The organism is Mycobacterium timonense (assembly GCF_025821985.1).
GTDB lineage: Bacteria > Actinomycetota > Actinomycetes > Mycobacteriales > Mycobacteriaceae > Mycobacterium > Mycobacterium avium.
In genome coordinates, this window is sequence record NZ_JACKSY010000066.1 from 187317 (window position 1) to 210383 (window position 23067).

General features: G+C 69.2%; 21 protein-coding genes and 1 tRNA gene. 19 read left to right on the forward strand and 3 right to left on the reverse strand.

Annotated features, from left to right (window positions below; all coding sequences use genetic code 11):
- The first annotated feature begins 49 nt into the window (after positions 1 to 49).
- Both hisC and H7I87_RS17570 read left to right on the forward strand, forming a co-directional pair.
- A complete protein-coding gene (gene hisC, locus H7I87_RS17565) occupies positions 50 to 1117 on the forward strand; it encodes a histidinol-phosphate transaminase (RefSeq protein ID WP_009974504.1) in 1068 nt (355 codons plus the stop codon).
- Positions 1118 to 1127: 10 nt separating this feature from the next.
- Positions 1128 to 1589: a DUF4334 domain-containing protein gene (locus H7I87_RS17570; RefSeq protein WP_003872609.1), complete on the forward strand. Its 462-nt coding sequence runs from the start codon at positions 1128 to 1130 to the stop codon at positions 1587 to 1589.
- An 80-nt stretch (positions 1590 to 1669) separates the two neighbouring features.
- On the opposite strand, the gene H7I87_RS17575 is transcribed toward H7I87_RS17570, so the two are convergent.
- Positions 1670 to 2266: a TIGR03086 family metal-binding protein gene (locus H7I87_RS17575; RefSeq protein ID WP_023862028.1), complete on the reverse strand. Its 597-nt coding sequence runs from the start codon at positions 2264 to 2266 to the stop codon at positions 1670 to 1672.
- A 14-nt stretch (positions 2267 to 2280) separates the two neighbouring features.
- Between H7I87_RS17575 and H7I87_RS17580 the strand changes: the two genes are divergently transcribed.
- From H7I87_RS17580 to H7I87_RS17595, 4 genes are read left to right on the forward strand one after another with little or no spacing between them, the layout of a single operon-like run.
- Positions 2281 to 3105 carry a crotonase/enoyl-CoA hydratase family protein gene (locus H7I87_RS17580; RefSeq protein ID WP_023862029.1) on the forward strand — a complete coding sequence of 275 codons (825 nt, stop codon included), beginning with the start codon at positions 2281 to 2283 and terminating at the stop codon, positions 3103 to 3105.
- Between the two features lie 19 nt (positions 3106 to 3124).
- Positions 3125 to 4369, forward strand: coding sequence for a lipase LipE (gene lipE, locus H7I87_RS17585; RefSeq protein ID WP_019734584.1), 1245 nt, complete (start codon positions 3125 to 3127; stop codon positions 4367 to 4369).
- A gap of 28 nt (positions 4370 to 4397) precedes the next feature.
- A complete protein-coding gene (locus tag H7I87_RS17590; RefSeq protein ID WP_003872605.1) occupies positions 4398 to 4589 on the forward strand; it encodes a hypothetical protein in 192 nt (63 codons plus the stop codon).
- A 40-nt stretch (positions 4590 to 4629) separates the two neighbouring features.
- Positions 4630 to 5748 carry an Rv2629 family ribosome hibernation factor gene (locus tag H7I87_RS17595; RefSeq protein WP_023862030.1) on the forward strand — a complete coding sequence of 373 codons (1119 nt, stop codon included), beginning with the start codon at positions 4630 to 4632 and terminating at the stop codon, positions 5746 to 5748.
- Positions 5749 to 5756: 8 nt separating this feature from the next.
- Here the strand turns inward: H7I87_RS17595 and H7I87_RS17600 are convergent.
- Positions 5757 to 5843, reverse strand: a tRNA-Ser gene (locus tag H7I87_RS17600).
- 37 nt (positions 5844 to 5880) lie between these two features.
- On the opposite strand from H7I87_RS17600, the gene H7I87_RS17605 reads away from it, so the two are divergent.
- Positions 5881 to 6852, forward strand: a complete 972-nt coding sequence (locus H7I87_RS17605; protein ID WP_033726496.1) for an NAD(P)H-quinone oxidoreductase — start codon at positions 5881 to 5883, stop codon at positions 6850 to 6852.
- 4 nt (positions 6853 to 6856) lie between these two features.
- Here H7I87_RS17605 and H7I87_RS17610 read toward each other — a convergent pair whose 3' ends face one another.
- Positions 6857 to 8053 (reverse strand): cysteine desulfurase-like protein, encoded by a 1197-nt coding sequence (locus H7I87_RS17610; protein WP_003872602.1) that lies wholly within the window; start codon positions 8051 to 8053, stop codon positions 6857 to 6859.
- 118 nt (positions 8054 to 8171) lie between these two features.
- Between H7I87_RS17610 and H7I87_RS17615 the strand changes: the two genes are divergently transcribed.
- The 12 genes from H7I87_RS17615 to H7I87_RS17670 all read left to right on the forward strand — a co-directional run bounded on the left by H7I87_RS17615 (position 8172) and on the right by H7I87_RS17670 (position 23027).
- Complete coding sequence (locus tag H7I87_RS17615; RefSeq protein WP_033726481.1) at positions 8172 to 10145, forward strand: DUF6541 family protein; 1974 nt, start codon at positions 8172 to 8174, stop codon at positions 10143 to 10145.
- A gap of 78 nt (positions 10146 to 10223) precedes the next feature.
- Positions 10224 to 10676, forward strand: a complete 453-nt coding sequence (locus H7I87_RS17620; protein WP_224110940.1) for a bacterial proteasome activator family protein — start codon at positions 10224 to 10226, stop codon at positions 10674 to 10676.
- Positions 10677 to 10691: 15 nt separating this feature from the next.
- Positions 10692 to 11498 (forward strand): galactan export ABC transporter ATP-binding subunit Wzt/RfbE, encoded by an 807-nt coding sequence (wzt, locus tag H7I87_RS17625; protein WP_023866764.1) that lies wholly within the window; start codon positions 10692 to 10694, stop codon positions 11496 to 11498.
- Positions 11495 to 12409 carry a galactofuranosyltransferase GlfT1 gene (gene glfT1, locus H7I87_RS17630; protein ID WP_023882205.1) on the forward strand — a complete coding sequence of 305 codons (915 nt, stop codon included), beginning with the start codon at positions 11495 to 11497 and terminating at the stop codon, positions 12407 to 12409. Before wzt ends, glfT1 begins: the two co-directional genes overlap by 4 nt.
- Complete coding sequence (wzm, locus tag H7I87_RS17635) at positions 12406 to 13236, forward strand: galactan export ABC transporter permease subunit Wzm/RfbD (RefSeq protein ID WP_003872597.1); 831 nt, start codon at positions 12406 to 12408, stop codon at positions 13234 to 13236. Before glfT1 ends, wzm begins: the two co-directional genes overlap by 4 nt.
- A gap of 24 nt (positions 13237 to 13260) precedes the next feature.
- The gene (locus H7I87_RS17640; protein WP_023866766.1) at positions 13261 to 14148 is read left to right on the forward strand and encodes a TauD/TfdA dioxygenase family protein; all 888 of its coding nucleotides are present in this window, start codon (positions 13261 to 13263) and stop codon (positions 14146 to 14148) included.
- Between the two features lie 444 nt (positions 14149 to 14592).
- On the forward strand, positions 14593 to 15069 hold the full coding sequence (locus H7I87_RS17645; RefSeq protein ID WP_019731984.1) for a GreA/GreB family elongation factor: 477 nt from the start codon (positions 14593 to 14595) through the stop codon (positions 15067 to 15069).
- Between the two features lie 49 nt (positions 15070 to 15118).
- Positions 15119 to 15484: a GtrA family protein gene (locus H7I87_RS17650; protein ID WP_024636663.1), complete on the forward strand. Its 366-nt coding sequence runs from the start codon at positions 15119 to 15121 to the stop codon at positions 15482 to 15484.
- A 32-nt stretch (positions 15485 to 15516) separates the two neighbouring features.
- Positions 15517 to 16917, forward strand: a complete 1401-nt coding sequence (gene dprE1, locus H7I87_RS17655; protein ID WP_023882206.1) for a decaprenylphosphoryl-beta-D-ribose oxidase — start codon at positions 15517 to 15519, stop codon at positions 16915 to 16917.
- Entirely contained in the window at positions 16918 to 17682 is a 765-nt protein-coding gene (gene dprE2 / locus H7I87_RS17660; protein WP_003876962.1) for a decaprenylphospho-beta-D-erythro-pentofuranosid-2-ulose 2-reductase, read from the forward strand.
- Between the two features lie 2 nt (positions 17683 to 17684).
- A complete protein-coding gene (locus tag H7I87_RS17665; protein WP_033726480.1) occupies positions 17685 to 19745 on the forward strand; it encodes a galactan 5-O-arabinofuranosyltransferase in 2061 nt (686 codons plus the stop codon).
- A gap of 6 nt (positions 19746 to 19751) precedes the next feature.
- Positions 19752 to 23027, forward strand: coding sequence for an arabinosyltransferase domain-containing protein (locus H7I87_RS17670; RefSeq protein WP_033719203.1), 3276 nt, complete (start codon positions 19752 to 19754; stop codon positions 23025 to 23027).
- Positions 23028 to 23067 lie beyond the last annotated feature (40 nt).

Sequence of the window (23067 nt, forward strand, 5' to 3'; positions counted from 1 at the left end):
TCTCGCGGAACCGGCCATACTGTACACAGTGGGGACATAAACTGTCGAAGTGACCGCCCGCCTGCGCCCCGAACTGGCCGGACTGCCAGTGTATGTGCCCGGCAAGAACGTGCCGGGGTCCATCAAACTGGCCAGCAACGAGACCGTGTACGGCCCGCTGCCCAGCGTGCATGCGGCGATCGAGCGCGCGGTAGCCATCGTCAACCGCTACCCGGACAACGCGTGCGTGGACCTCAAGGCGGCGCTGGCGATGCACCTGGGTTCCGATGTCGCCCCCGAGCAGATCGCGGTCGGCAGCGGCTCGGTCACGTTGTGCCAGCAGCTGGTTCAGATCACCTCCGCAGCCGGTGACGAGGTGATGATGGGCTGGCGCAGCTTCGAGTGCTACCTGCCCATCGTCCAGGTGGCCGGCGCGATCGCCGTCAAGGTTCCGTTGCGCGAGCACACCTACGACCTGGACGCTATGCTCGCCGCGATCACCGACCGCACCCGGTTGATCTTCGTGTGCAACCCGAACAACCCGACCTCCACCGTCGTCGACCCGGACGCTCTGGTCCGCTTCGTGGACGCGGTGCCGGCGGACATCCTGATCGCCATCGACGAGGCCTACGTCGAATACATCCGCGACGGCCTGCTGCCCAACAGCCTGGAGCTGGCCCTGAGCCGCTCGAATGTCGTTGTGCTGCGGACCTTTTCGAAGGCATACGGGCTGGCGGGGCTGCGGGTCGGCTACGCGATCGGTCATCCCGAACTGATCACCGCGCTGGACAAGGTGGTGATGCCGTTCGCCGTCACCAACGTCGCGCAGGCCGCCGCCATCGCGTCACTGGAGGCCTCCGGCGAGCTGATGGCCCGCACCGACGCGCTGGTCGCCGAGCGCACCCGGGTCAGCACCACCCTGCGCGACGCCGGATTCGAGCTACCGCCCTCGCAGGCGAACTTCCTCTGGCTGCCGCTCGGGTCGCGCACCGAGGATTTCGTGCAGGAGGCCGCGAACGCGCGCTTGGTGGTGCGTCCGTTCGCGTCCGAGGGCGTCCGTGTCACCATTGGGGCGCCGGCCGAAAACGACGCCCTGTTGCAATTCGCCTGCGATTGGATCGCCCGCACCGAACGCTGAGGAGTCACCCGTGGACCTCGCCCGCAAGAAGTTCACCGAGTTCAAAGAGCGCAGCGGCGACATCCCGGACAGTGAGCTCGACGACTTCTGGGCGGAACTCGCGCCCGCGACCATCGAGGAAATGCTGGGCGAGTGGAAGGGCGGCGAATTCCGCACCGGCCACAAGATGAACGGCCAGCTGGAAAAGGCCGGATGGTTCGGCAAGACCTTCAAATCCGCGCGCGATGTGCAGCCGCTGGTCTGCCTGGACGCCGACGGGAACAAGTTCTCCAACGTCGAGCTGGGCAAGGGGGAGGCCAGCCTGTGGCTGGAGGAGTTCCGCGGCGAGGTCACCGCGACCATGGTCTACGACGGGCAGCCGGTGCACGATCACTTCAAGAAGATCGACGACAACGCCGTGATGGGCATCATGAACGGCAAGGGCGTGCGCGACAACGGCAAGTACTACTACTTCTACCTAGAGCGGGTCTAGGGCCTTCGCCGAGCGTGCACTGGCCGCGAAAAAACGCGCCGGATTTCGCACTGAATGCACGTTCGGTGAAGGCCTCGCGCTTAGCGGGCCGGGTTGCGGCCGGTGAATGCGACCAGCTTGGTCAACGCATCGGCGTCGGCGGGCACCTCGACCGGGTCGTCGAACCCGGCCTGACCGCGCACCTCGGGACGGATGACCCGGTGCGCCAGCCCCAGCACGTATTCGGCCAACGGCTCGGGGGCCCGGACGTCGCGGCCCACCGCCCGCGCGTAATCCCAAGCGTGGACCAGCAATTCGAGCGCCAGAATGGCGCAGGCATTTCTGGCCGCCATCTCACCGCCGCCGAACGACACGGTGCCGTCCAGACCCCGCTGCCGCCAGGCGTCCAGGGCGGGGCGGGCCACCGCGATCACCCGGCGTTCCACCGAGTCCGCGCTGTCCGCATGGTCCGGGAAATCGGCGCCGGCCATGCCGCCCAGCGCCTCGAGCGACTTGAGCAGATGGTCCGTCAACCGCGTCACGTCGAACTGCGCGCACGGGGTCGGGCGGGACATGTCGTCGGCGGCGATGGGGTGCAGCACCTGCTGCATCACCCGCAGCGCCGCCTCGGCGCCATCCAGCTCGTCGGTCGGCGGGGAATCCGGTCCGGGTCGCAAATCAGGAGCCATGTTCGCCACGCTACGGTCTCGATATGGCGCAAGCATACGAATCGGTCACCGTGGAGAAGAAGGGCCACGTTGCCCAGGTGACGCTGATCGGCCCGGGCAAGGGTAATGCGATGGGGCCGGCCTTCTGGTCGGAGCTGCCCGAGCTGTTCGAAACGCTGGACGCCGACCCCGAGGTGCGGGCCATCGTGCTGACCGGTTCCGGCAAGAACTTCAGCTACGGCCTGGACGTGCCGGCGATGGGCGGATCGTTCACCCCGCTGCTGTCGGGCGACGCGCTGGCCGGGCCGCGCGCCGTCTTCCACCGCGAGGTCAAGCGGATGCAGGGCGCGATCACCGCCGTCGCCGACTGCCGCACCCCTACCATCGCGTCGGTGCACGGCTGGTGCATCGGCGGCGGCGTCGACCTCATCTCGGCGGTCGACATCCGCTACGCCAGCGCCGACGCCAAGTTCTCGGTGCGCGAGGTCAAGCTGGCCATCGTCGCCGACGTCGGCAGCCTGGCCCGGCTGCCGTACATCCTCAACGACGGCCACCTGCGCGAGCTGGCGCTGACCGGCAAGGACATCGACGCCGCCCGCGCCGAGAAGATCGGGCTGGTCAACGACGTGTACGCCGACGCCGACGCGTGTCTGGCCGCCGCGCATGCCACGGCCGCGGAGATCGCCGCCAACCCCCCGCTGACCGTGCACGGCATCAAGGATGTCCTCGACCAGCAGCGCGTTTCGGCCGTCGCCGAGAGCCTGCGCTACGTGGCCGCCTGGAACGCGGCCTTCCTGCCGTCCAAGGACCTCACCGAGGGCATCGCGGCGACGTTCGAGAAGCGGCCGGCGCAGTTCACCGGCGAGTAAGACACGTACCCTCGCTGAGGTGACGACCCCGACTCCCGACGGCAAGATCCGCCTGCCCGCCGACCTGGACGCGGTGACGACGATCGGCGCCGAGGACCACTCCGAGATCGACGCCGCCGCCGTCGACCGGATCTGGGCGGCCGCCCGGCACTGGTATCAGGGCGGCTTCCATCCCGCCATCCAGTTGTGCATCCGCCGGCACGGACGTGTCGTGCTCAACCGCGCCATCGGGCACGGCTGGGGCAACGCGCCCACCGACCCGCCCGACGCCGAGAAGATCCCGGTCACACCGGACACACCGTTTTGCGTCTACTCGGCGGCCAAGGGGATCGCGGCCACCGTGGTGCACATGCTCGTCGAGCGCGGCGTCTTCTCCCTCGACGACCGGGTCTGCGACTACATCCCCACGTTCACCAGTCACGGCAAACACCGGATCACCATCCGGCACGTGATGACGCACAGCGCCGGGCTGCCCTTCCCCACCGGACCGCGCCCCGACGTCACCCGCGCCGACGACCACGAGTACGCGCAGCAGAAGCTGGGCGAGCTGCGGCCCCTCTACCGGCCCGGGCTGTTCCACATGTACCACGCGCTCACCTGGGGCCCGCTGGTGCGCGAGATCGTGTATGCGGCCACCGGCAAGGAGATTCGCGAGATCCTGGCCACCGAGATCCTCGACCCGCTGGGCTTCCGCTGGACCAACTTCGGTGTCGCCAAGCAGGACGTGCCGTTGGTCGCGCCGAGTCACGCCACCGGGCGCACCCTGCCCCCCGTGGTGGCGCAGATCTTCCGCAAGGCGATCGGCGGAACCGTGCACGAGATGATCCCCTACACCAACTCGCCGATGTTCTTGACGACCATTATTCCGTCGTCCAACACCGTGTCGACCGCACACGAGATGTCGCGGTTCGCCGAGATCTGGCGCCGCGGAGGCGAACTCGACGGGGTGCGGGTGATCAGCCCGGAGACCATGTACCACGCCGTAGCCGAATGCCGAAGGCTGCGACCGGATTTCGCGGTCGGGCTGCAGCCGGCGCGGTGGGGCACCGGGTTCATCCTGGGCACCAACCGGTGGGGGCCGTTCGGGCGCAACGCGCCGCACGCGTTCGGCAGCCTGGGGCTGACCAACATCGCGATCTGGGCCGATCCCGCGCGCGGCCTGGCGGCCGGCGTCATCAGCAGCGGCAAACCCGGACGCGACCCGGAAGCGCGCCGGTACACAGCGCTGATGGACACGATCACCGCCGCCATCCCCCGCGATTGACGCCCGCGGCAGTGGGAACACTGCCGCCATGGCTACCTATCGAGTTCTCAACCCGAAGGGCGACGTCGTCGCGACCAAAGACATCGAAAGCGCCGACAAAGCACACGCCTGGTTCGCCGACCAGAAGGTTGAAGGCAACGAGCTGGGTTGGCGCATGGAAGTCGAGCACGACGGGCAGTGGCACTTCTTCGACGACAGCGAGGGAGACCGGAGCTACTAGGGCGGGTTTGTGCCCCGGCAAGCCGGGCAACCACTAAAGCATGGACTCGCAACGCTTCCGCAAACTGCTGGACGCACCGGGGCCGTTCGTTTCGGTGTATTTCGACGACTCGCACGACACCCACGACGCCGAGGCTCAACTCGAGCTCAAGTGGCGCGCGATCAGAGAAGACCTGGAACGCCACGGGGTCGGCGCGCCGATCGTCGCCGGCATCGAGGACGCGGTGATGAACCTGCGCCCGCCGATCGGGCGCAGCGGGCGGGCGGTGATCGCGGGCGCCGACGGCGTGCTGATCAACGAGCACCTTGCCCGCCCGGCGGCCACCACCCTCGTGCGGGTGTCCGAATTGCCTTATCTGGTACCGGTTTTGGAGCAGAGCTTTGACCACCCCGACTATGTGCTGGTGGTGGTGGACCACAGCGGCGCCGACATCACCACCCACATCGGCGGCACGCTGCGCAGCGAGACAGTCGACGGCACCGGCTACCCGGTGCACAAGGCGGCCGGCGCCGAGACCGCCGGATACGGCGACCCGCAGTTGCGCACCGAGGAGGCCGCCCGCAAGAACGTCCGCGCCGTCGCCGACCGCGTCGCCGAACTGGCCGACGACAAGGCGATCGACGTGATCTTCGTGGTCGGCGAGGTGCGCTCGCGCTCGGACCTGCTGGCCGCGCTGCCGGAACGGCTGCACGACCGCGCCGTGACACTCGAGGTCGGGGCGCGGCACAGCGGCCACGACTTCACCGAGATCGAGCGGGCCATCGAGGCCGAGTTCGTCAAACGTCAGCTGCGCACCATCGACGATGCCGCACAGCGGTTTACCGCCGAGATCGGGCGGCAATCGGGGCTGGCGGCCCAGGGGCTCGACGCGGTCTGCTCGGCGCTGCGCCAGGGCGCGGTGGAAACGCTGATCATCGGTGACATCGGCGACGCCACCGTGGTCGCCGACGAGGGCCTGAGCACCGTCGCCCCCAACGAGAACGTGCTGTCCGAGCAGGGCGCCGCCCCGGCCAGGACGCTGCGCGCCGACGAGGCGCTGCCGTTCTCGGCGATCAAGGTGGGCGCCAACCTGGTGCGCACCGACGAACGGATCGCCCCGGCCGACGGGGTGGGCGCGGTGCTGCGCTACGCACCGACGCTGCACCAAAGCGTCGAGTGAGCGCGCGGCGGTGGCGGAGGGATTTGAACCCCCGGACGGTGTTAGCCGTCTCTCGCTTTCAAGGCGAGTGCATTAGGCCGCTCTGCCACGCCACCGCTGCTAAGGGTAACGGGGCTCGGTAGCGTGGCCACCATGCGCGCCATCGTCGCCGAATCCGCCGATCAGCTTTCCTGGCAAGAAGTAGCCGACGTCTCCGCCGGGCCCGGCGAGGTCGTCGTCAAGGTGGCCGCCGCCGGCGTGAACCGCGCCGACGTGCTGCAGGCCGCCGGCAAGTACCCGCCGCCACCGGGCGCCAGCGAAACCATCGGCATGGAGGTGTCCGGCGTCATCGCCGAGGTCGGCGACGGTGTCACGGAATGGTCTGTGGGGCAAGAGGTTTGCGCGCTGCTGGCCGGCGGCGGGTACGCCGAGTACGTGGCGGTGCCGGCCGGCCAGCTGCTGCCGATCCCCGCCGGGGTGGACCTGGTGGATGCGGCCGGGCTGCCCGAGGTCGCCTGCACGGTGTGGTCCAACCTGGTGCTGATCGCGGGCCTGCGCAACGGCCAACTGCTGCTGGTGCACGGCGGGGCCAGCGGCATCGGCAGCCACGCCATCCAGGTCGCGCGGGCGCTGGGCGCCCGGGTGGCCGTCACCGCCGGGTCGGCCGAGAAGCTCGACTTCTGCCGCGAGCTCGGCGCCGGCATCACCATCAACTACCGCGACGAAGACTTCGTCGCGCGGCTTGCGGACGAAACCCGCGGCGCCGACGTGATTCTCGACATCATGGGCGCGGCCTATCTGGACCGCAACATCAACGCCCTGGCCACCGACGGGCAGCTGGTCATCATCGGCATGCAGGGCGGCGTCAAGGCCGAACTCAACATCGGCAAGCTGCTCGCCAAACGCGCCCGGGTGATCGGCACCACGCTGCGCGGGCGCCCGGTGAGCGGGCCGAACAGCAAAACCGAGATCGTGCAGGCAGTCACCGCCTCGGTGTGGCCGATGATCGCCGACGGCCGGGTGCGCCCGATCATCGGCGCCCGGCTGCCCATCCAGCAGGCTGGCGACGCGCACCGACGGCTGGTCGCCTCGGAGGTCACCGGGAAGATCGTGCTGACCGTCTGACGGTTCAGCCCAGCGACGCCAGCGCGCGCACCAACTGGTCGACCTCGGCCGTCGTCGAGTAGTGCGCCAGCCCCACCGTGACCGCGCCGCCGACGTCGTTGACGCCCAGCACGTCCAGCGCGCGGGAACTCTCGTTGGTGACGGCCAGAATTCCGTTGTCCGCCAACCGTTGTACGACGCGTTCGGCGGGCACGCCGTGCAAGGCGAAGCTGACCACCGGGATGCGCACCTCCGGGCGCCCGATCACCATCACCAGCGGCAGCGAGCGCAGCGACACCATCAGGTAGTCATAGATCCGATTCAGATACGAGGTGGCCGACTGCATGGACACCGCCAGACGTTCGCGCCGGGTGCCGCGCGCGGATTCGTCCAGCGAGGCCAGGTACTCGATGCTGGCCACCACCCCGGCGAGCAGGCCGAACTGGTGTGCACCGATCTCCAGCCGGGCCGCGCCGGTCGCTTTGGGGTCGGCCGAGATGGAACTGAACGAATTCAGCAGCGCCGGATCGCGGAACACCATCGCCCCGATCGGCGGGCCGCCCCACGCGGCGGCGTTCACCGCCACCACGTCGGCGTCGGTCTCCTTCACGTCGAGCAGCCGGTAGGGCGCCGCGGCGGAATGGTCGACCACCACCAGCCCGCCGACGTCGTGCACCAGCTTGGTCATCGCCCGCAGGTCGGTGACGGTGCCCAGCGTGGCCGACGCCGACGCGACGGCCACCAGCCGGGTGGACTTGCCGATCAGCCCCTCCCACTGCCAGGTCGGCAGCTCACCGGTCTCGATGTCGATCTCGGCCCACTTGACCTTGGCGCCGTACCGGTGCGCCGCCCGCAGCCAGGGCGCGATGTTGGCTTCGTCGTCGAGGCGGCTGACGATCACCTCGTAGCCCAGCCCGGCCCGCGACGACGAGGCCTCGGCCAGCGCCGACAACAGGATCGCCCGGTCGGCGCCGAGCACCACGCCCGCGGGTTCGGCGTTGAACAGGTCGGCCACCGCCGCCCGGGCCGCCTCCAAGATGGCGGCGCTCCGCTGCGCCGACGGGTGCGCCCCCACGGTGGTGGGTCCGGATCTGCGGAAAGCCGTCGACACGGTGGTCGCGACGGAGTCGGGGATCAGCATCCCGGCCGGCGCGTCGAAGTGCACCCACCCGTCACCCAGCGACGGATGCAGTCCGCGCACCCGGGCGACGTCGTATGCCATGCAGGCCACCTTAAAGCTTCCGCTTTTCCGCGAAACTGTGACGGTAGCGGGTGCCACACACGTTCCGGCCAGTCGGTGGCCTCCCGAGCCAGGGCACCCGGCCAGCCATACTAGTCGAGTGGGGCTCTGGTTCGGAACGCTCATTGCATTGTTTTTGCTGATAGCGCCCGGAGCGATCATCGCACGTATCAGTCAGTTGACGTGGCCGATCGCTGTCGCGGTGGGCCCGGCGCTGACCTACGGCATGGTCGCGCTGGCCATTATTCCGTTCGGCGCCATCGGAATACCGTGGAACGGCTGGACCGCGCTGGCCGCGCTGGTGGTCGTGTGCCTGCTGATGACCGGTTTGCAGCTGCTGCTGGCCCGCTTTCGCGACCGCGACGCCGAAGCCCGCGCGGTGAGCCGCTGGCCGGCCGCCGCCGTGGCGGCCGGTGTGCTGCTGGGCGCGTTCCTGATCATGTGGGCGGCCTACCGCGGCCTGGCCGCCCACTGGCAGACCATCCCGAGCACCTGGGACGCGGTCTGGCACGCCAACGAGGTGCGGTTCATCCTGGACACCGGCCAGGCGTCGTCCACCCACATGGGCGAGCTGCGCAACGTGGAGACGCACCAGATGCTGTACTACCCGTCGGTGTTCCACGCCCTGATCGCGGTGTTCTGCCAACTCACCGGCGCGGCGCCCACCACCGGCTACACGCTGAGCTCGGTCGCGGCGTCGGTGTGGCTGTTCCCGACCAGCGCGGCGCTGCTCACCTGGCGGCTGCTGCGTCCCAGCTGGGGCGAATGGCGCACCGCGGGCGCCGCCGCGACGGCCGGCGCGCTGTCCGCGTCCTTCACCGCGGTGCCCTACGTCGAGTTCGGCGTCGCGGCGATGCCCAACCTGGCCGCCTACGGCGTCGCGATCCCGACGTTCGTGCTGATCACCTCCACCCTGCGGCACCGGGACCGCATCCCGGCGGCCGTGCTGGCGCTGGTGGGCGTGATGTCGGTGCACATCACCGGCGGCGTCATCGTGCTGCTGTTCCTGATCGCCTGGTGGCTGCTGGACGCGCTCTGGCATCCGGTGCGCGGCCGGCTGGCCGATGTCGCGGCCCTGGTCTGCGTGACGGCGATCTCCGGGTTGATCCTGCTGCCGCAGTTCATCAGCGTGCAGCAGCAGGAAGACATCATCGCCGGGCATTCCTTCCTGACCTACCTGAGCAAGAAGCGCGGACTGTTCGACGCCGTGTTCCAGCACTCACGTCACCTCAACGACTTCCCGGTCCAGTACGGGCTGATCGCGCTGGCGGCCATCGGCGCAATCGTGCTGCTGGTCAAGAAGATCTGGTGGCCGCTGGCCGTGTGGCTGCTCCTGGTGGTGGTGAACGTCGACGCCGGGAACCCGCTGGGCGGCCCGATCGGCGCGCTGGCCGGCGCCTTCGGCGAGTTCTTCTACAAGGATCCGCGCCGCATCTCGGCCGCCATCACCCTGCTGCTCGAACCGATGGCCGGCATCGCGTTGTTTCTGGTCGTGACGGCCTGCGTGGCCGGCGCCAAACGGGTCGGCGGCCGGTGGCGGCCGCTGCCCGCCCCGGTCTGGGTGTCGGCCACCGCGGTCCTGCTGGTGGCCACCACCATGCTGTCCGCCCGCCACTACCTGTACCGGCACCTGGTGTTGTTCGGGGACAAGTACGACTCGGTGATGATCGACCAACGCGACCTGATGGCCATGGCCTATCTGGCCAAGCTGCCCGGCGCGCACGAGACCCTGATCGGCAACGGCAACACCGACGGCACGGCGTGGATGTACGCGGTCGCCAACCTGCACCCGCTTTGGACCCACTACGACTACCCGCAGCAGATGGGCCCGGGTCCCAACCGATTCATCTTCTGGGCGTACGCGCGCCGCGGCGATTCCGATCCGCGCGTGGTCGCGGCGATTAAAGCGCTCAATATCAGGTACATACTCACCAGCACGCCGACTGTCCGGGGGTTCGCCGTACCCGAAGGACTAGTGTCACTGGATAAGTCGAAGTCGTGGGCGCTGATCTACGACAATGGCGGTGCCCGGATCTACGAATGGCGCGCAGAAGGCACGACGCCACACCCATAGTCCACAAAGGATGGTGAAGGATTGAGTACCCGCAACGATGATGACGGCGTCGAAGTCATCGGTGGTGTCGACCCGCGGATGATGGGGGTCGACGACGACGACGCCGACGAGCGCTCGCTGACCGACCTGGTCGAGCAGCCCGCCAAGGTGATGCGGATCGGGACCATGATCAAGCAGCTGCTCGAGGAGGTGCGGGCCGCACCGCTGGACGACGCCAGCCGCAACCGGCTGCGCGAGATCCATGCGACCAGCATCCGGGAGTTGGAAGAGGGCCTGGCGCCCGAGCTGCGCGAGGAGCTCGACCGCCTCACCCTGCCCTTCAACGAGGACGCGGCGCCGTCGGACGCCGAATTGCGCATCGCCCAAGCGCAGTTGGTCGGCTGGCTGGAGGGACTGTTCCACGGCATCCAGACCGCGCTGTTCGCCCAGCAGATGGCCGCCCGCGCGCAGCTGGAGAAGATGCGTCAGGGCGCGCTGCCCTCGGGCATCGGCAAGCCGGGCAGCGCGCCCGGGCACGGCCAGTACCTGTAAGCAGACGCGACACCGATGGCGCCGGGTTCTGGTCCTCATATCGAGACGCGCAACGCGTGGGTGGAGTTTCCCATCTTCGACGCCAAGTCGCGGTCGCTGAAGAAGGCCTTCCTGGGCAAGGCGGGCGGCACGATCGGGCGTAACAATTCCAACGTGGTGGTGGTGGAAGCGCTGCGCGATATCACCATGTCCCTCGAGCTGGGTGACCGCGTGGGCCTGGTCGGCCACAACGGGGCCGGGAAATCGACTCTGCTGCGCCTACTTTCGGGAATCTACGAACCCACCCGGGGCTGGGCCCAGGTCACCGGGCGGGTGGCACCGATCTTCGATCTGGGCGTCGGGATGGACCCGGAGATCTCCGGCTACGAGAACATCATCATTCGCGGCCTGTTCTTGGGGCAGACCCGCAAACAGATGCTGGCCAAGGTCGACGAGATCGCCGAGTTCACCGAGCTGGGCGACTACCTGTCGATGCCGCTGCGCACCTACTCCACCGGCATGCGGGTTCGGCTGGCGATGGGCGTGGTCACCAGCATCGACCCCGAGATCCTGCTGCTCGACGAGGGATTGGGCGCGGTGGACGCCGACTTCATGAAGAAGGCCCAGTCGCGGCTGCAGGGCCTCGTCGAACGGTCCGGAATCCTGGTGTTCGCCAGCCACTCCAACGAATTCCTGGCCCGGCTGTGCAAGACGGCGATGTGGATCGACCACGGCCAGATCCGCATGTCCGGCGGCATCGAGGACGTGGTGCGCGCGTACGAGGGCGAGGACGCCGCCCGGCATGTGCGCGAGGTGCTGGCCGAGACCGCCGAACAGCCATGAGCGACACCGTCTTCGCCGTCGTCGTCACCCACCGGCGCCCCGACGAGCTGGCCAAGTCCCTCGACGCGCTGAGCAGCCAGACCCGGCTGCCGGACCACCTCATCGTCGTCGACAACGATGCGTGCGACGACGGCCGGGTCCGTGAACTGGTTGCGGCGCAACCTATTCCGACCACCTATCTGCAGTCTCGCCGAAACCTCGGCGGCGCAGGCGGTTTCGCGCTCGGCATGCTGCATGCGCTGGCCCAGGGCGCCGACTGGGTATGGCTGGCAGACGACGACGGCCGGCCGCAGGACGCGCGGGTGCTGGCCACGCTGCTGGCCTGCGCCGACAAACACGGCCTGGCCGAGGTGTCGCCGATGGTGTGCAACCTCGACGACCCGGAACGGTTGGCGTTTCCGTTGCGCCGCGGCCTGGTATGGCGCAGGCGGGCAAGCGAATTGCGCACCGAGGCCGGGCAGGACCTGCTGGCTGGGATTGCGTCGTTGTTCAACGGCGCGCTGTTCCGGGCGTCGGCGCTGGAGTCGATCGGCGTCCCGGATTTGCGGCTGTTCATCCGCGGCGACGAGGTGGAGATGCACCGGCGGCTGGTGCGCTCGGGGCTGCCGTTCGGCACCTGCCTGGACGCGGTCTACCTGCATCCGTGCGGATCCGACGAGTTCCGGCCGATCCTCGGTGGCCGGATGCACACCCAGTATCCCGACGACGCGACCAAGCGGTTCTTCACCTACCGCAACCGCGGCTACCTGCTCTCGCAGCCGGGGCTGCGCAAGCTGCTGGTGCAGGAGTGGGTCCGGTTCGGCTGGTTCTTCCTGGTGACGCGTCGCGACCCGAGGGGGCTGGCCGAATGGATCCGGTTGCGGCGCTTGGGACGTCGCGAGCTGTTCGGCAAGCCTGGAGGATCTCGATGACTTTCCTTGACGCGGCGGCCCAGTCGCGCACCCTGCGCCGAGCCCGCAGCGACCTGGTCGACGGCTTCCGCCGGCACGAGCTGTGGCTGCACCTGGGCTGGCAGGACATCAAGCAGCGCTACCGCCGTTCGGTGCTGGGGCCGTTCTGGATCACCATCGCGACGGGAACCACGGCGGTGGCGATGGGCGGGTTGTATTCCAAGCTGTTCCACCTGGAGCTGTCCGTGCACCTGCCGTACGTGACGCTGGGGCTGATCATCTGGAACCTGATCAACGCCGCGATCCTGGAGGGCGCCGACGTCTTCGTCGCCAACGAGGGGCTGATCAAGCAGTTGCCGACGCCGCTGAGCGTGCACGTCTATCGGTTGGTGTGGCGGCAGATGATCTTGTTCGCGCACAACATCGTGATTTACGTCGTCATCGCGATGATCTATCCCAAGCCGTGGTCGTGGGCGGACCTGTCGGTGATACCGGCGCTGGCGCTGATCGTGCTCAATTGCATATGGGTGTCACTGTGTTTCGGCATCCTGGCCACCCGCTACCGCGACATCGGCCCGCTGCTCTTCTCGGTCGTGCAGTTGCTGTTCTTCATGACGCCGATCATCTGGAACGACGACACCCTGCGGCAGCAGGGCGCCGGACGCTGGTCGAGCATCGTCGAGCTCAACCCGTTGTTGCACTACCTCGACATCGTGCGCGCGCCGCTGCTGGGGTCGCATCAGGAGCTGCGGCACTGGGCGGTGGTGTTGGTGTTGACGGCGGTGGGGTGGCTGCTGGCGGCCTTCGCCATGCGCCAGTACCGGGCGCGGGTGCCCTACTGGGTGTAATCGGCAACGGGACGGAGGTCGCCGATGGAGATCGTGGCGTCGGGACCGGGTTTTGCCGCGGAACTGCGCGGGGTGACGATCGCGGATGTCGCGGCTTCGCCGGACGTCTACGCGCAGGTGCGCGCGGCGTTCGAGGAGCATTCGGTGCTGGTCTTCCGGGACCAGCACGTCAGTGATGAAGCGCAGCTTGCCTTTTCGCGCAGGTTCGGCCCGCTGGAGGTGACCAAGGTGGGTGCGGTGGGCCACGGCAGCCACCTCGTGGTCCTCAAGACCCTCGACGACGACGGCAACGTGGTGCCCGCCGATCACCGGCTCGCCCTGGAAAACAAGGCGAATCAGCTGTGGCACACCGATAGTTCGTTCAAGCGGGTGCCGGCGCTGGCGTCGGTGCTGTCGTCACGCATCGTTCCGGGGCGCGGCGGCGAGACCGAGTACGTCTCCACCCGGATCGCGTTCGAACGGCTCGATCCCGGGTTGCGGGAACGGGTGGAGAATTCGTTCGCCTGGCACGAATACGCCTATTCGCGCGGCAAGATCGCGCCCGACCTGGCCCGCCCGGAGGAGCGGGCGGCCTTGCCGCCGCAATGCTGGCGCCTGGTGTGGCGCAACCCGGTCAACGGCCGCAAGGCGCTCTACCTCGCGTCGCACGCGTACGGGATCGAGGGCATGGAGCCGGCCGCGGCGCGGGAGTTGCTGGCGGCGCTGACCGAGGCCGCGACCGCTCCCGGTGCGAGCTACCTGCACTCGTGGCGGGCGGGCGACGTGGTGATGTGGGACAACCGGGCAACCATGCATCGCGGCCGGCCGTGGCCGGCGCACCAGCCGCGCTACATGGTGCGCAGCACCATCGCGGCGACCGCCGCCGACGGGCTGGAGGCCATGTATCCGCCGTGGCATGCCGTAGCCCGGTGAGACAGTTGGGCTGCGGCCGTGAACCTGCCGTTTCCGCCCGTCCCGACGCATCCGTCGAACCTCAAGCTGCTCTGCCGCCACCGACGGCACAGTGCGTCGGACCTCGCCGACCGGGCACGGCTACACCACCAAACCCCCTGGCGGACTTTACTTTCCAGCGTTGGCCGCCTGCCCGGAACGCCGACGTTGCCCACCTCGCTGCCCGCATCGCAGCGGAACCGCGGCGTGATGATGCCTGTCCGGCAACGAACCCGGGCCCAGGAGCACGCCGCCCGGGTGCGCGGCTCAATGAGTCGCGCATCAGCGCCGAGGCGCGGCGGTCGTTGCCCAACAACAACGATCCGCCGCCCTTGTAGTTTCGAGGACTTTGACAGTGGCGGGCCGCCACGCCGTGGTGTCACACTGAAACGCCACCTGAGCAAGCGGGACGAAAGGTCCACCGACGTGACCAACAAACGCCAATCGCCGGCGGACGCGGCGCGCAAAAACCTGGAAGCCGAGCTGGACCGGCTGCGGCAGCGTCGCGACCGCCTCGAGGTCGAGGTCAAGAATGACCGCGGGATGGTGGGCGATCACGGCGATGCGGCCGAGGCGATCCAGCGGGCCGACGAGCTGGTGGTGCTGTCCGACCGGATCAACGAGCTGGACCGGCGGCTGCGGGCCGGGCCGCCGGACGCCGACGCCTCGGCGACGCTGCCCGGCGGCACCGAGGTGACCTTGCGGTTCGCCGACGGCGAAGTGGTCACCATGCACGTGATCTCCATCGTCGAAGAGACACCGGTCGGCCGCGAGGGCGAGACGTTGACCGCACGTAGCCCGCTGGCTCAGGCCCTTGCCGGACGCCAACCCGGCGACACGGTGACCTATCCGACGCCGCAGGGCGAGAAGCAGGTCGAGCTGATCGCGGTCAAGCTGCCCTAGACTCCCCTCGATGGTTGCCAGCCCGAACCTGAAACTGACCACCCAGGTCATGCGTTTCGTCGTCACCGGCGGCCTGGCCGGCATCGTCGACTTCGGCCTGTACGCGACGCTCTACAAGGTCGTGGGTGTGCAGGTCGACGTGGCCAAGGCGATCAGCTTCATCGTCGGCACCATCACCGCCTACCTGATCAACCGGCGGTGGACCTTCCAGGCGGCTCCCAGCACCGCCCGGTTCGTCGCGGTGATGGCGCTCTACGCCGTCACCTTCGCCGTGCAGGTCGGGCTCAACCATCTGTGCCTGGCGTTTCTGCACTACCGGGGCTGGGCGATCCCCGTCGCCTTCGTGATCGCGCAGGGCACCGCGACGGTGATCAACTTCGTCGTGCAGCGGGCCGTCATCTTCCGCATCCGCTGAGCCTTCTTGTGCAAGCGGTACCCTCTTTCACGATGTCGAGCACCGATCCCCTCATCACGCCCGCCCGGCTGACGGGCTTCGGGCGCACCGCCCCGTCGGTGGCCCAGGTGCTCAGAACCCGCGACCCCGAGGTGATCGCCAAGGCCGTCGCCCGGGTCGCCGATTCGGGTCATTCCAAGGGTCGCGGCGTGATCGCGCGCGGGCTGGGCCGCTCCTACGGCGACAACGCCCAAAACGGCGGCGGCCTGGTGATCGACATGACCGGGCTCAACCGCATCCACTCGATCAGCGCCGACACCCGGCTGGTCGACGTCGACGCCGGCGTCAGCCTGGACCAGCTGATGAAGGCGGCGCTGCCGTTCGGGCTGTGGGTCCCGGTGCTGCCCGGCACCCGCCAGGTCACCGTCGGCGGCGCGATCGCCTGCGACATCCACGGCAAGAACCACCACAGCGCCGGCAGCTTCGGCAACCACGTGCGCTCCATGGAGCTGCTGATGGCCGACGGCACCGTGCGCACCATCACCCCCGACGGCCCGGACCCTTCCGACGCCGAGCTGTTCTGGGCCACCGTCGGCGGCAACGGCCTGACCGGGATCGTGCTGCGCGCCACCATCGCCATGACCCCGACCGAGACGGCGTACTTCATCGCCGACGGGGTGGCCACCAAGGACCTCGACGAAACCGTCGCCGTGCACCTGGACGGCAGCGAAGCCGACTACACCTACTCCAGCGCCTGGTTCGACCTGATCAGCCCGCCGCCCAAGCTCGGCCGGGCCGCGGTGAGCCGCGGCAGCCTGGCCCGGCTGGACCAGCTGCCCAAGAAGCTGGCCAAGAACCCGCTGAAATTCGATGCGCCGCAGCTGTTGACGGTGCCCGACCTGTTCCCGGTCAGCGCGATGAACAAGCTGTCGTTCATGGCAATCGGTGAGGTGTACTACCGGCTGGGCGGCACCTACACCGGCAAGATCATGAACCTGTCGCAGTTCTATCACATGCTCGACCTGGTCAGCGGCTGGAACAATGCTTATGGCCCAAGGGGTTTCGCGCAACACCAGTTCCTGGTCCCGCCGGACGCGATGGACGAGTTCAAGGCCATCATCCGCTGGATCCAGACCCGCGGCCACTACTCGGCGCTCAACGTGTTCAAGCTTTTCGGCCCGGGCAACCGCGCGCCGCTGAGCTTCCCGATGGCCGGCTGGAACGTCGCGATGGACTTCCCCAACAAGCCCGGGGTCAACGAATTCCTCAACGAGCTCGACAGGCGGGTCCTGCAATTCGGCGGGCGGGTGTACACCGCCAAGGACTCGCGCACCAACGCCGAAACCTTCCACGCCATGTACCCGCGCATCGACGAGTGGATCGCGGTGCGCCGCAAGGTGGATCCGACGGGGGTGTTCGCCTCCGACATGGCCCGACGTTTGGAGCTGCTCTAGATGGTGCTGGACGCCGTGGGAAATCCGCAGACCATCCTGCTGCTCGGTGGCACCTCCGAGATCGGGCTGGCCATCTGCGAGCGTTACCTGCAGAACGCGCACGCGCGAATCATCTTGGCCGCCATGCCCGGTGACCCCGGGCGGGACGCCGCGGTGGAGCAGATGAAGGCCGCCGGAGCGCGATCGGTGGAGGTGATCGACTTCGAAGCCACCGACACCGACACCCACCCCAAGATGATCGAGCAGGCGTTCGCGGGCGGTGACGTCGACGTGGCCATCGTCGCCTTCGGCATCCTCGGCGACGCCGAAGAGCTGTGGCAGGACCAGCGTAAGGCGGTGCAGGCTGCCGAAATCAACTACACCGCAGCGGTTTCGGTGGGCGTCTTGCTCGCCGAGAAGATGCGCGGCCAGGGCTTCGGCCAGATCATCGCGATGAGCTCGGCCGCCGGCGAGCGGGTGCGGCGGTCCAACTTCGTCTACGGGTCCACCAAGGCCGGCTTGGATGGCTTCTACCTTGGCCTGGGAGAGGCGTTGCGCGAGTACGGCGTTCGCGTGCTGGTGATCCGACCCGGCCAGGTGCGGACCCGGATGAGCGCGCATGTCAAGGAAGCGCCGCTGACCGTGGACAAGGAGTACGTCGCCAACCTAGCGGTGACCGCGGCCGCAAAAGGTAAGGAATTGGTTTGGGCGCCAGCAGCATTCCGTTACGTGATGATGGTGTTGCGACACATCCCGCGCCCCATCTTCCGCAAACTGCCGATCTGATCATGCGTAGCGCGCTGGCCACCCTCGGCCAGATGGCCGTGGCCGTGCTGGTCGCCGTCGTCGTCGCGGTGGTGTCGCTGACCGCCATCGCCGGGGTGCAGTGGCCGGCCTTCCCGTCGTCGAATCAACTGCACGCGCTGACCACCGTCGGGCAGGTCGGCTGCCTGGCCGGTCTGGTCGCCGTCGGCTGGGTGTGGCACTCGTTCACCGGCCGCGTCCGGCGGCTCGCTCAACTGGGTGGGCTGGTGTTCGTGTCCGCGTTCACCGTGGTGACGCTCGGCATGCCGCTGGGCGCCACCAAGCTGTATTTGTTCGGCATCTCCGTCGACCAGCAGTTCCGCACCGAATACCTGACGCGGCTGGCCGACAGTCCCGCCTTGCGCGACATGACCTATCTCGGGCTGCCGCCGTTCTACCCGCCGGGCTGGTTCTGGATCGGCGGGCGCGCGGCCGCGCTGTCCGGGACACCGGCGTGGGAGGTGTTCAAGCCGTGGGCCATCACCTCGATCACCGTCGCCGTCGCGGTGGCGCTGGTGCTGTGGTGGCGCATGGTCCGGTTCGAGTACGCGCTGATCGTCACCACCGCGACGGCGGCGGTGACGCTGGCCTACGGTTCACCCGAGCCGTACTCGGCGATGATCACCGTGCTGCTGCCGCCGATGCTGGTGCTCACCTGGTCGGGCCTGCGCGCGGGTGAGTGCCGGGCTGGCGGGATGCCCGAGACCGCCGAGCGTGCGGCTGGCGGGGCGCCCGGGAGCGCCGAGCGTGCGGCTGGCCAGGCGCCCGGGAGCGCCGAGCGTGAAACTAACTTCACGGTCGACGCCGAGCGTGAAACTAACTTCACGCTCGCGGCGGGCGAGGCGTCGGTCGCGGCGAGCGAGACGCCGCGGAGCGGCTGGGCCGCGGTCGTCGGAGCCGGGCTGTTCCTGGGCTTCACGGCCACCTGGTACACGCTGCTGTTCGGGTTCACCGCGTTCGCGGTGGGGCTGATGGCGCTGTGGCTGGCGGGCCTGCGCTGGCGGCGGCACGGGGTCCGCGCGGCGCTCGAGCCGCTGCGCCGGCTGGCCGTCATCGTCGGCATCGCGGTCGCGATCGGGTGCACCACCTGGCTGCCGTTCCTGGCTCGCGCGGCCCGCAATCCGGTCAGCAACACCGGCAGCGCCCAGCACTACCTGCCAGCCGACGGCGCCGAGCTGACCTTCCCGATGCTGCAGTTCACGCTGCTCGGCGTCGTCTGCATGGCGGGCACGCTGTGGCTGGTGCTGCGCGCCCGCGCGTCGGTGCGCGCGGGCGCCCTGGCCATCGGCGTGCTGGCCGTCTACCTGTGGTCGCTGCTGTCCATGCTCACCACGCTGGCCCGCACCACGCTGCTGTCCTTCCGGCTGCAGCCGACGCTGAGCGTGCTGTTGGTGGCGGCCGGGGCGTTCGGGCTCGTGGAGGCCGCGCTCGCACTGCGGCGCCGAAGCCGCGCCGTCATCCCGGTGGCCGGCGCGATCGGGCTGGCCGCGGCCATCGCGTTCAGCCAGGACATCCCCGACGTGCTGCGGCCGGACCTGACCATCGCCTACACCGACACCGACGGCCACGGGCAGCGCGGCGACCGGCGGCCGCCCAGCGCGGAGAAGTTCTACGCCAGCATCGACGACGTCATCACCCGCGAGACCGGCCGGCCCCGCGACCAGACCGTGGTGATGACCGCCGACTACAGCTTCCTGTCCTTCTACCCCTACTGGGGATTCCAGGGGCTGACCTCGCACTACGCCAACCCGCTCGCGCAGTTCGACCTGCGGGCCGCGCAGATCGACAAGTGGTCCAAGCTCAAGACCGCCGACGAGTTGCTGCACGCCCTGGACACCTGCCCATGGCCGCCGCCGACGGTGTTTTTGATGCGCCACGGCGCGAACAACACCTACACCCTGCGGCTGGCCGAGGACGTCTACCCCAACCAGCCCAACGTGCGGCGCTACACCGTCGAGCTGCGCGCCGCGCTGTTCGACAGCCCGCGGTTCGCGGTCCACCGCGTCGGCCCCTTCGTGCTGGCCGTCCGCAAGCCGGCGGCGTAACGACTGATGAGCACCGACACCGGGTCCCGCATCGCCGAAGAACTAGCATCTAGCTCCGTGCACGACACGGAGGCAAATCACCGGATCGCTCGGTGGGTTGCCTCTGTCGCGGGGCTGCTCGGGGTGCTGCTGGCGGTGGCCACCCCGCTGTTGCCGGTCGACCAGACCACCGCCCAGCTGAACTGGCCCCAAAACGGCAGCTTCGGCAGCGTGGAGGCGCCGCTGATCGGTTACGTGGCCACCGATTTGAACATCACCGTCCCGTGCCAGGCCGCCGCCGGGCTGGCCGGCCGGGGCAACCCCGGCAAGACGGTGTTGTTGTCGACGGTGCCCAAGCAGGCGCCCAAGGCGGTCGACCGCGGGCTGCTGATCGTGCGGGCCAACGACGACCTGGTGCTGGTGGTGCGCAACGTCCCGGTGGTGACGGCCCCGCTGAGCCAGGTGCTGGGCCCGGCCTGCCAGCGGTTGACCTTCACCGCGCACGCCGACAAGGTCACCGCCGAGTTCGTCGGGCTCACCCAGGGCCCCAACACCGAGCATCCCGGCGCGCCGCTGCGCGGCGAGAAGAGCGGCTATGACTTCCGGCCGCAGATCGTCGGCGTCTTCACCGACCTGAGCGGACCGGCGCCGCCGGGCCTGAGCTTCTCGGCGACCATCGACACCCGCTACAGCAGCAGCCCCACCCCGCTGAAGATGGCCGCGATGATCCTCGGCCTGGTGCTGACCGGCGCGGCGCTGGTCGCGCTGCACATCCTGGACACCGCCGACGGCACCCGGCACCGCCGCTTCCTGCCTGCCCGCTGGTGGTCGATCGGCGGGCTGGACGCGCTGGTCATCGCCGTGCTGACGTGGTGGCATTTCGTCGGCGCCAACACCTCCGACGACGGCTACATCCTGACCATGGCCCGGGTGTCCGAGCACGCCGGCTACATGGCCAACTACTACCGCTGGTTCGGCACGCCCGAGGCGCCGTTCGGCTGGTACTACGACCTGCTGGCGCTGTGGGCGCACGTCAGCACCACCAGCATCTGGATGCGGCTGCCCACCCTGGCGATGGCGTTGACCTGCTGGTGGGTGATCAGCCGCGAGGTGATGCCGCGGCTGGGTCACGCCGTCAAGCAGAACCGGGCGGCGGCCTGGACGGCGGCGGGCATGTTCCTGGCGGTGTGGCTGCCACTGGACAACGGCCTGCGGCCCGAGCCGATCATCGCCCTGGGCATCCTGCTGACCTGGTGCTCGGTGGAACGCGCGGTGGCCACCAGCCGGCTGCTGCCGGTCGCGGTCGCCTGCATCATCGGCGCGCTGACCCTGTTCTCCGGGCCGACGGGCATCGCCTCGATCGGCGCGCTGCTGGTCGCGATCGGGCCGCTGCGCACGATCCTGCACCGCCGGATCACGCGATTCGGCGCGCTCCCGCTGATCGCGCCCCTGCTGGCCGCGGCCACCGTCACCGCCATCCTGATCTTCCGCGACCAGACGCTGGCCGGCGAGGTTCAGGCCAGCATGCTCAAGCGCGCCGTCGGGCCCAGCCTGAGCTGGTTCGACGAACACATCCGCTACGAGCGGCTGTTCATGGCCAGCCCGGACGGGTCGGTCGCCCGCCGCTTCGCCGTACTGGCGCTGGTGCTCGCGCTCGCGGTGACCGTCGCAATGTCGTTGCGCAAGGGCCGAATTCCCGGCACCGCCACCGGGCCGAGCCGGCGCATCGTCGGGATCACCATCATCTCGTTCGTCGCGATGATGTTCACCCCCACCAAATGGACGCACCACTTCGGGGTGTTCGCCGGGCTGGCCGGGCCGCTGGGTGCGCTGGCCGCGGTCGCGGTGACCGCGGCGGCGATGCGGTCCCGGCGCAACCGCACCGTCTACGCCGCCGTGGTGCTGTTTTTGGTGGCGCTGTCGTTCGCCAGCGTCAACGGCTGGTGGTACGTCTCGAATTTCGGGGTGCCGTGGTCGAATGCGTTCCCGGCGTGGCATTACGCGTTCGCCACCGCGCTGCTCGGACTGACCGTGCTGGTGCTGCTGCTGGCGGCCTGGTTCCATTTCGTGGCGCCCGACGACGGCCCGCCGAAAACCCGCTGGGGGGCGCGGCTGGCCGGAATCATCCAGTCCCCCTTGGCAATTGCGACCTGGGCGCTGGTGGTGTTCGAGGTGGCGTCGCTGACCTTGGCGATGACGGACCAGTATCCGGCGTGGTCGGTCGGCCGCTCCAATTTGCAGGCGTTGACCGGGAAGACGTGCGGCCTGGCCGAGGACGTGCTGGTGGAACAGGACCCCAGCGCCGGCCTGCTGTCGCCGGTCGGCGGCCCGGCCGGCCCGTCGGCAGCCGACGCGCTGGGCGCGGGGTTGTCGGAAGCCTTCACCGCCAACGGGATTCCCGCCGACGTGCGCGCCGACCCGGTGATGGAACGCCCGGGTGACCGCAGCTTCGTCAACGACGAGGAGAAAACCGGCAGCAACCAGGCCGGCACCGAGGGCGGCACCACCCCGGCGCCGGGGATCAACGGGTCGTCGGCCCAGCTACCGTTCAACCTCGACCCTGCGCGCACCCCGGTGCTGGGCAGCTGGCGCTCAGGCATCCAGGTGCCCGCCCACCTGCGGTCCGGCTGGTACCGGCTGCCCGCCCGCGACAAGGCGCGGCCGCTGCTGGTGGTCAGCGCGGCCGGGCGCTTCGACCCGCGCGAGGTCCAGGTGCAGTGGGCCACCGACGAGCAGGCGGCCAGCGGGCACCCGGGCGGCTCGTTCCAATTCGCCGACGTCGGCGCGTCACCGGCCTGGCGCAACCTGCGGTTGCCGCTGTCGGCGATCCCGGCCGCCGCCACCCAGGTCCGGTTGGTCGCCGACGACGAAGACCTGGCCCCGCAGCATTGGATTGCGCTGACGCCGCCGCGTATTCCCCAGCTGCGCACCCTGCAGGACGTGGTGGGGTCGAAGGACCCGGTGTTCCTGGACTGGCTGGTCGGGCTGGCCTTCCCCTGCCAGCGGCCGTTCGGCCATCAGAACGGCGTGGACGAGACGCCGAAATGGCGCATCCTGCCGGACCGATTCGGCGCCGAGGCCAACTCGCCGGTGATGGACAACAACGGCGGCGGCCCGCTGGGCGTCACCGAGCTGCTGGCCAAGGCCACCACCATGGCCACCTACTTGAAGGACGACTGGTCCCGCGACTGGGGCTCGCTGCAACGGCTGACCCCGTACTATCCCGACGCCCGGCCCGCCCAGCTGCTGCTGGGCACGGCGACGCGCAGCGGGCTGTGGAACCCCGCGCCGCTGCGGCACTGACGAACGCTGCCCCGCCTCCGGCGACAGCCAAAAACGGGGC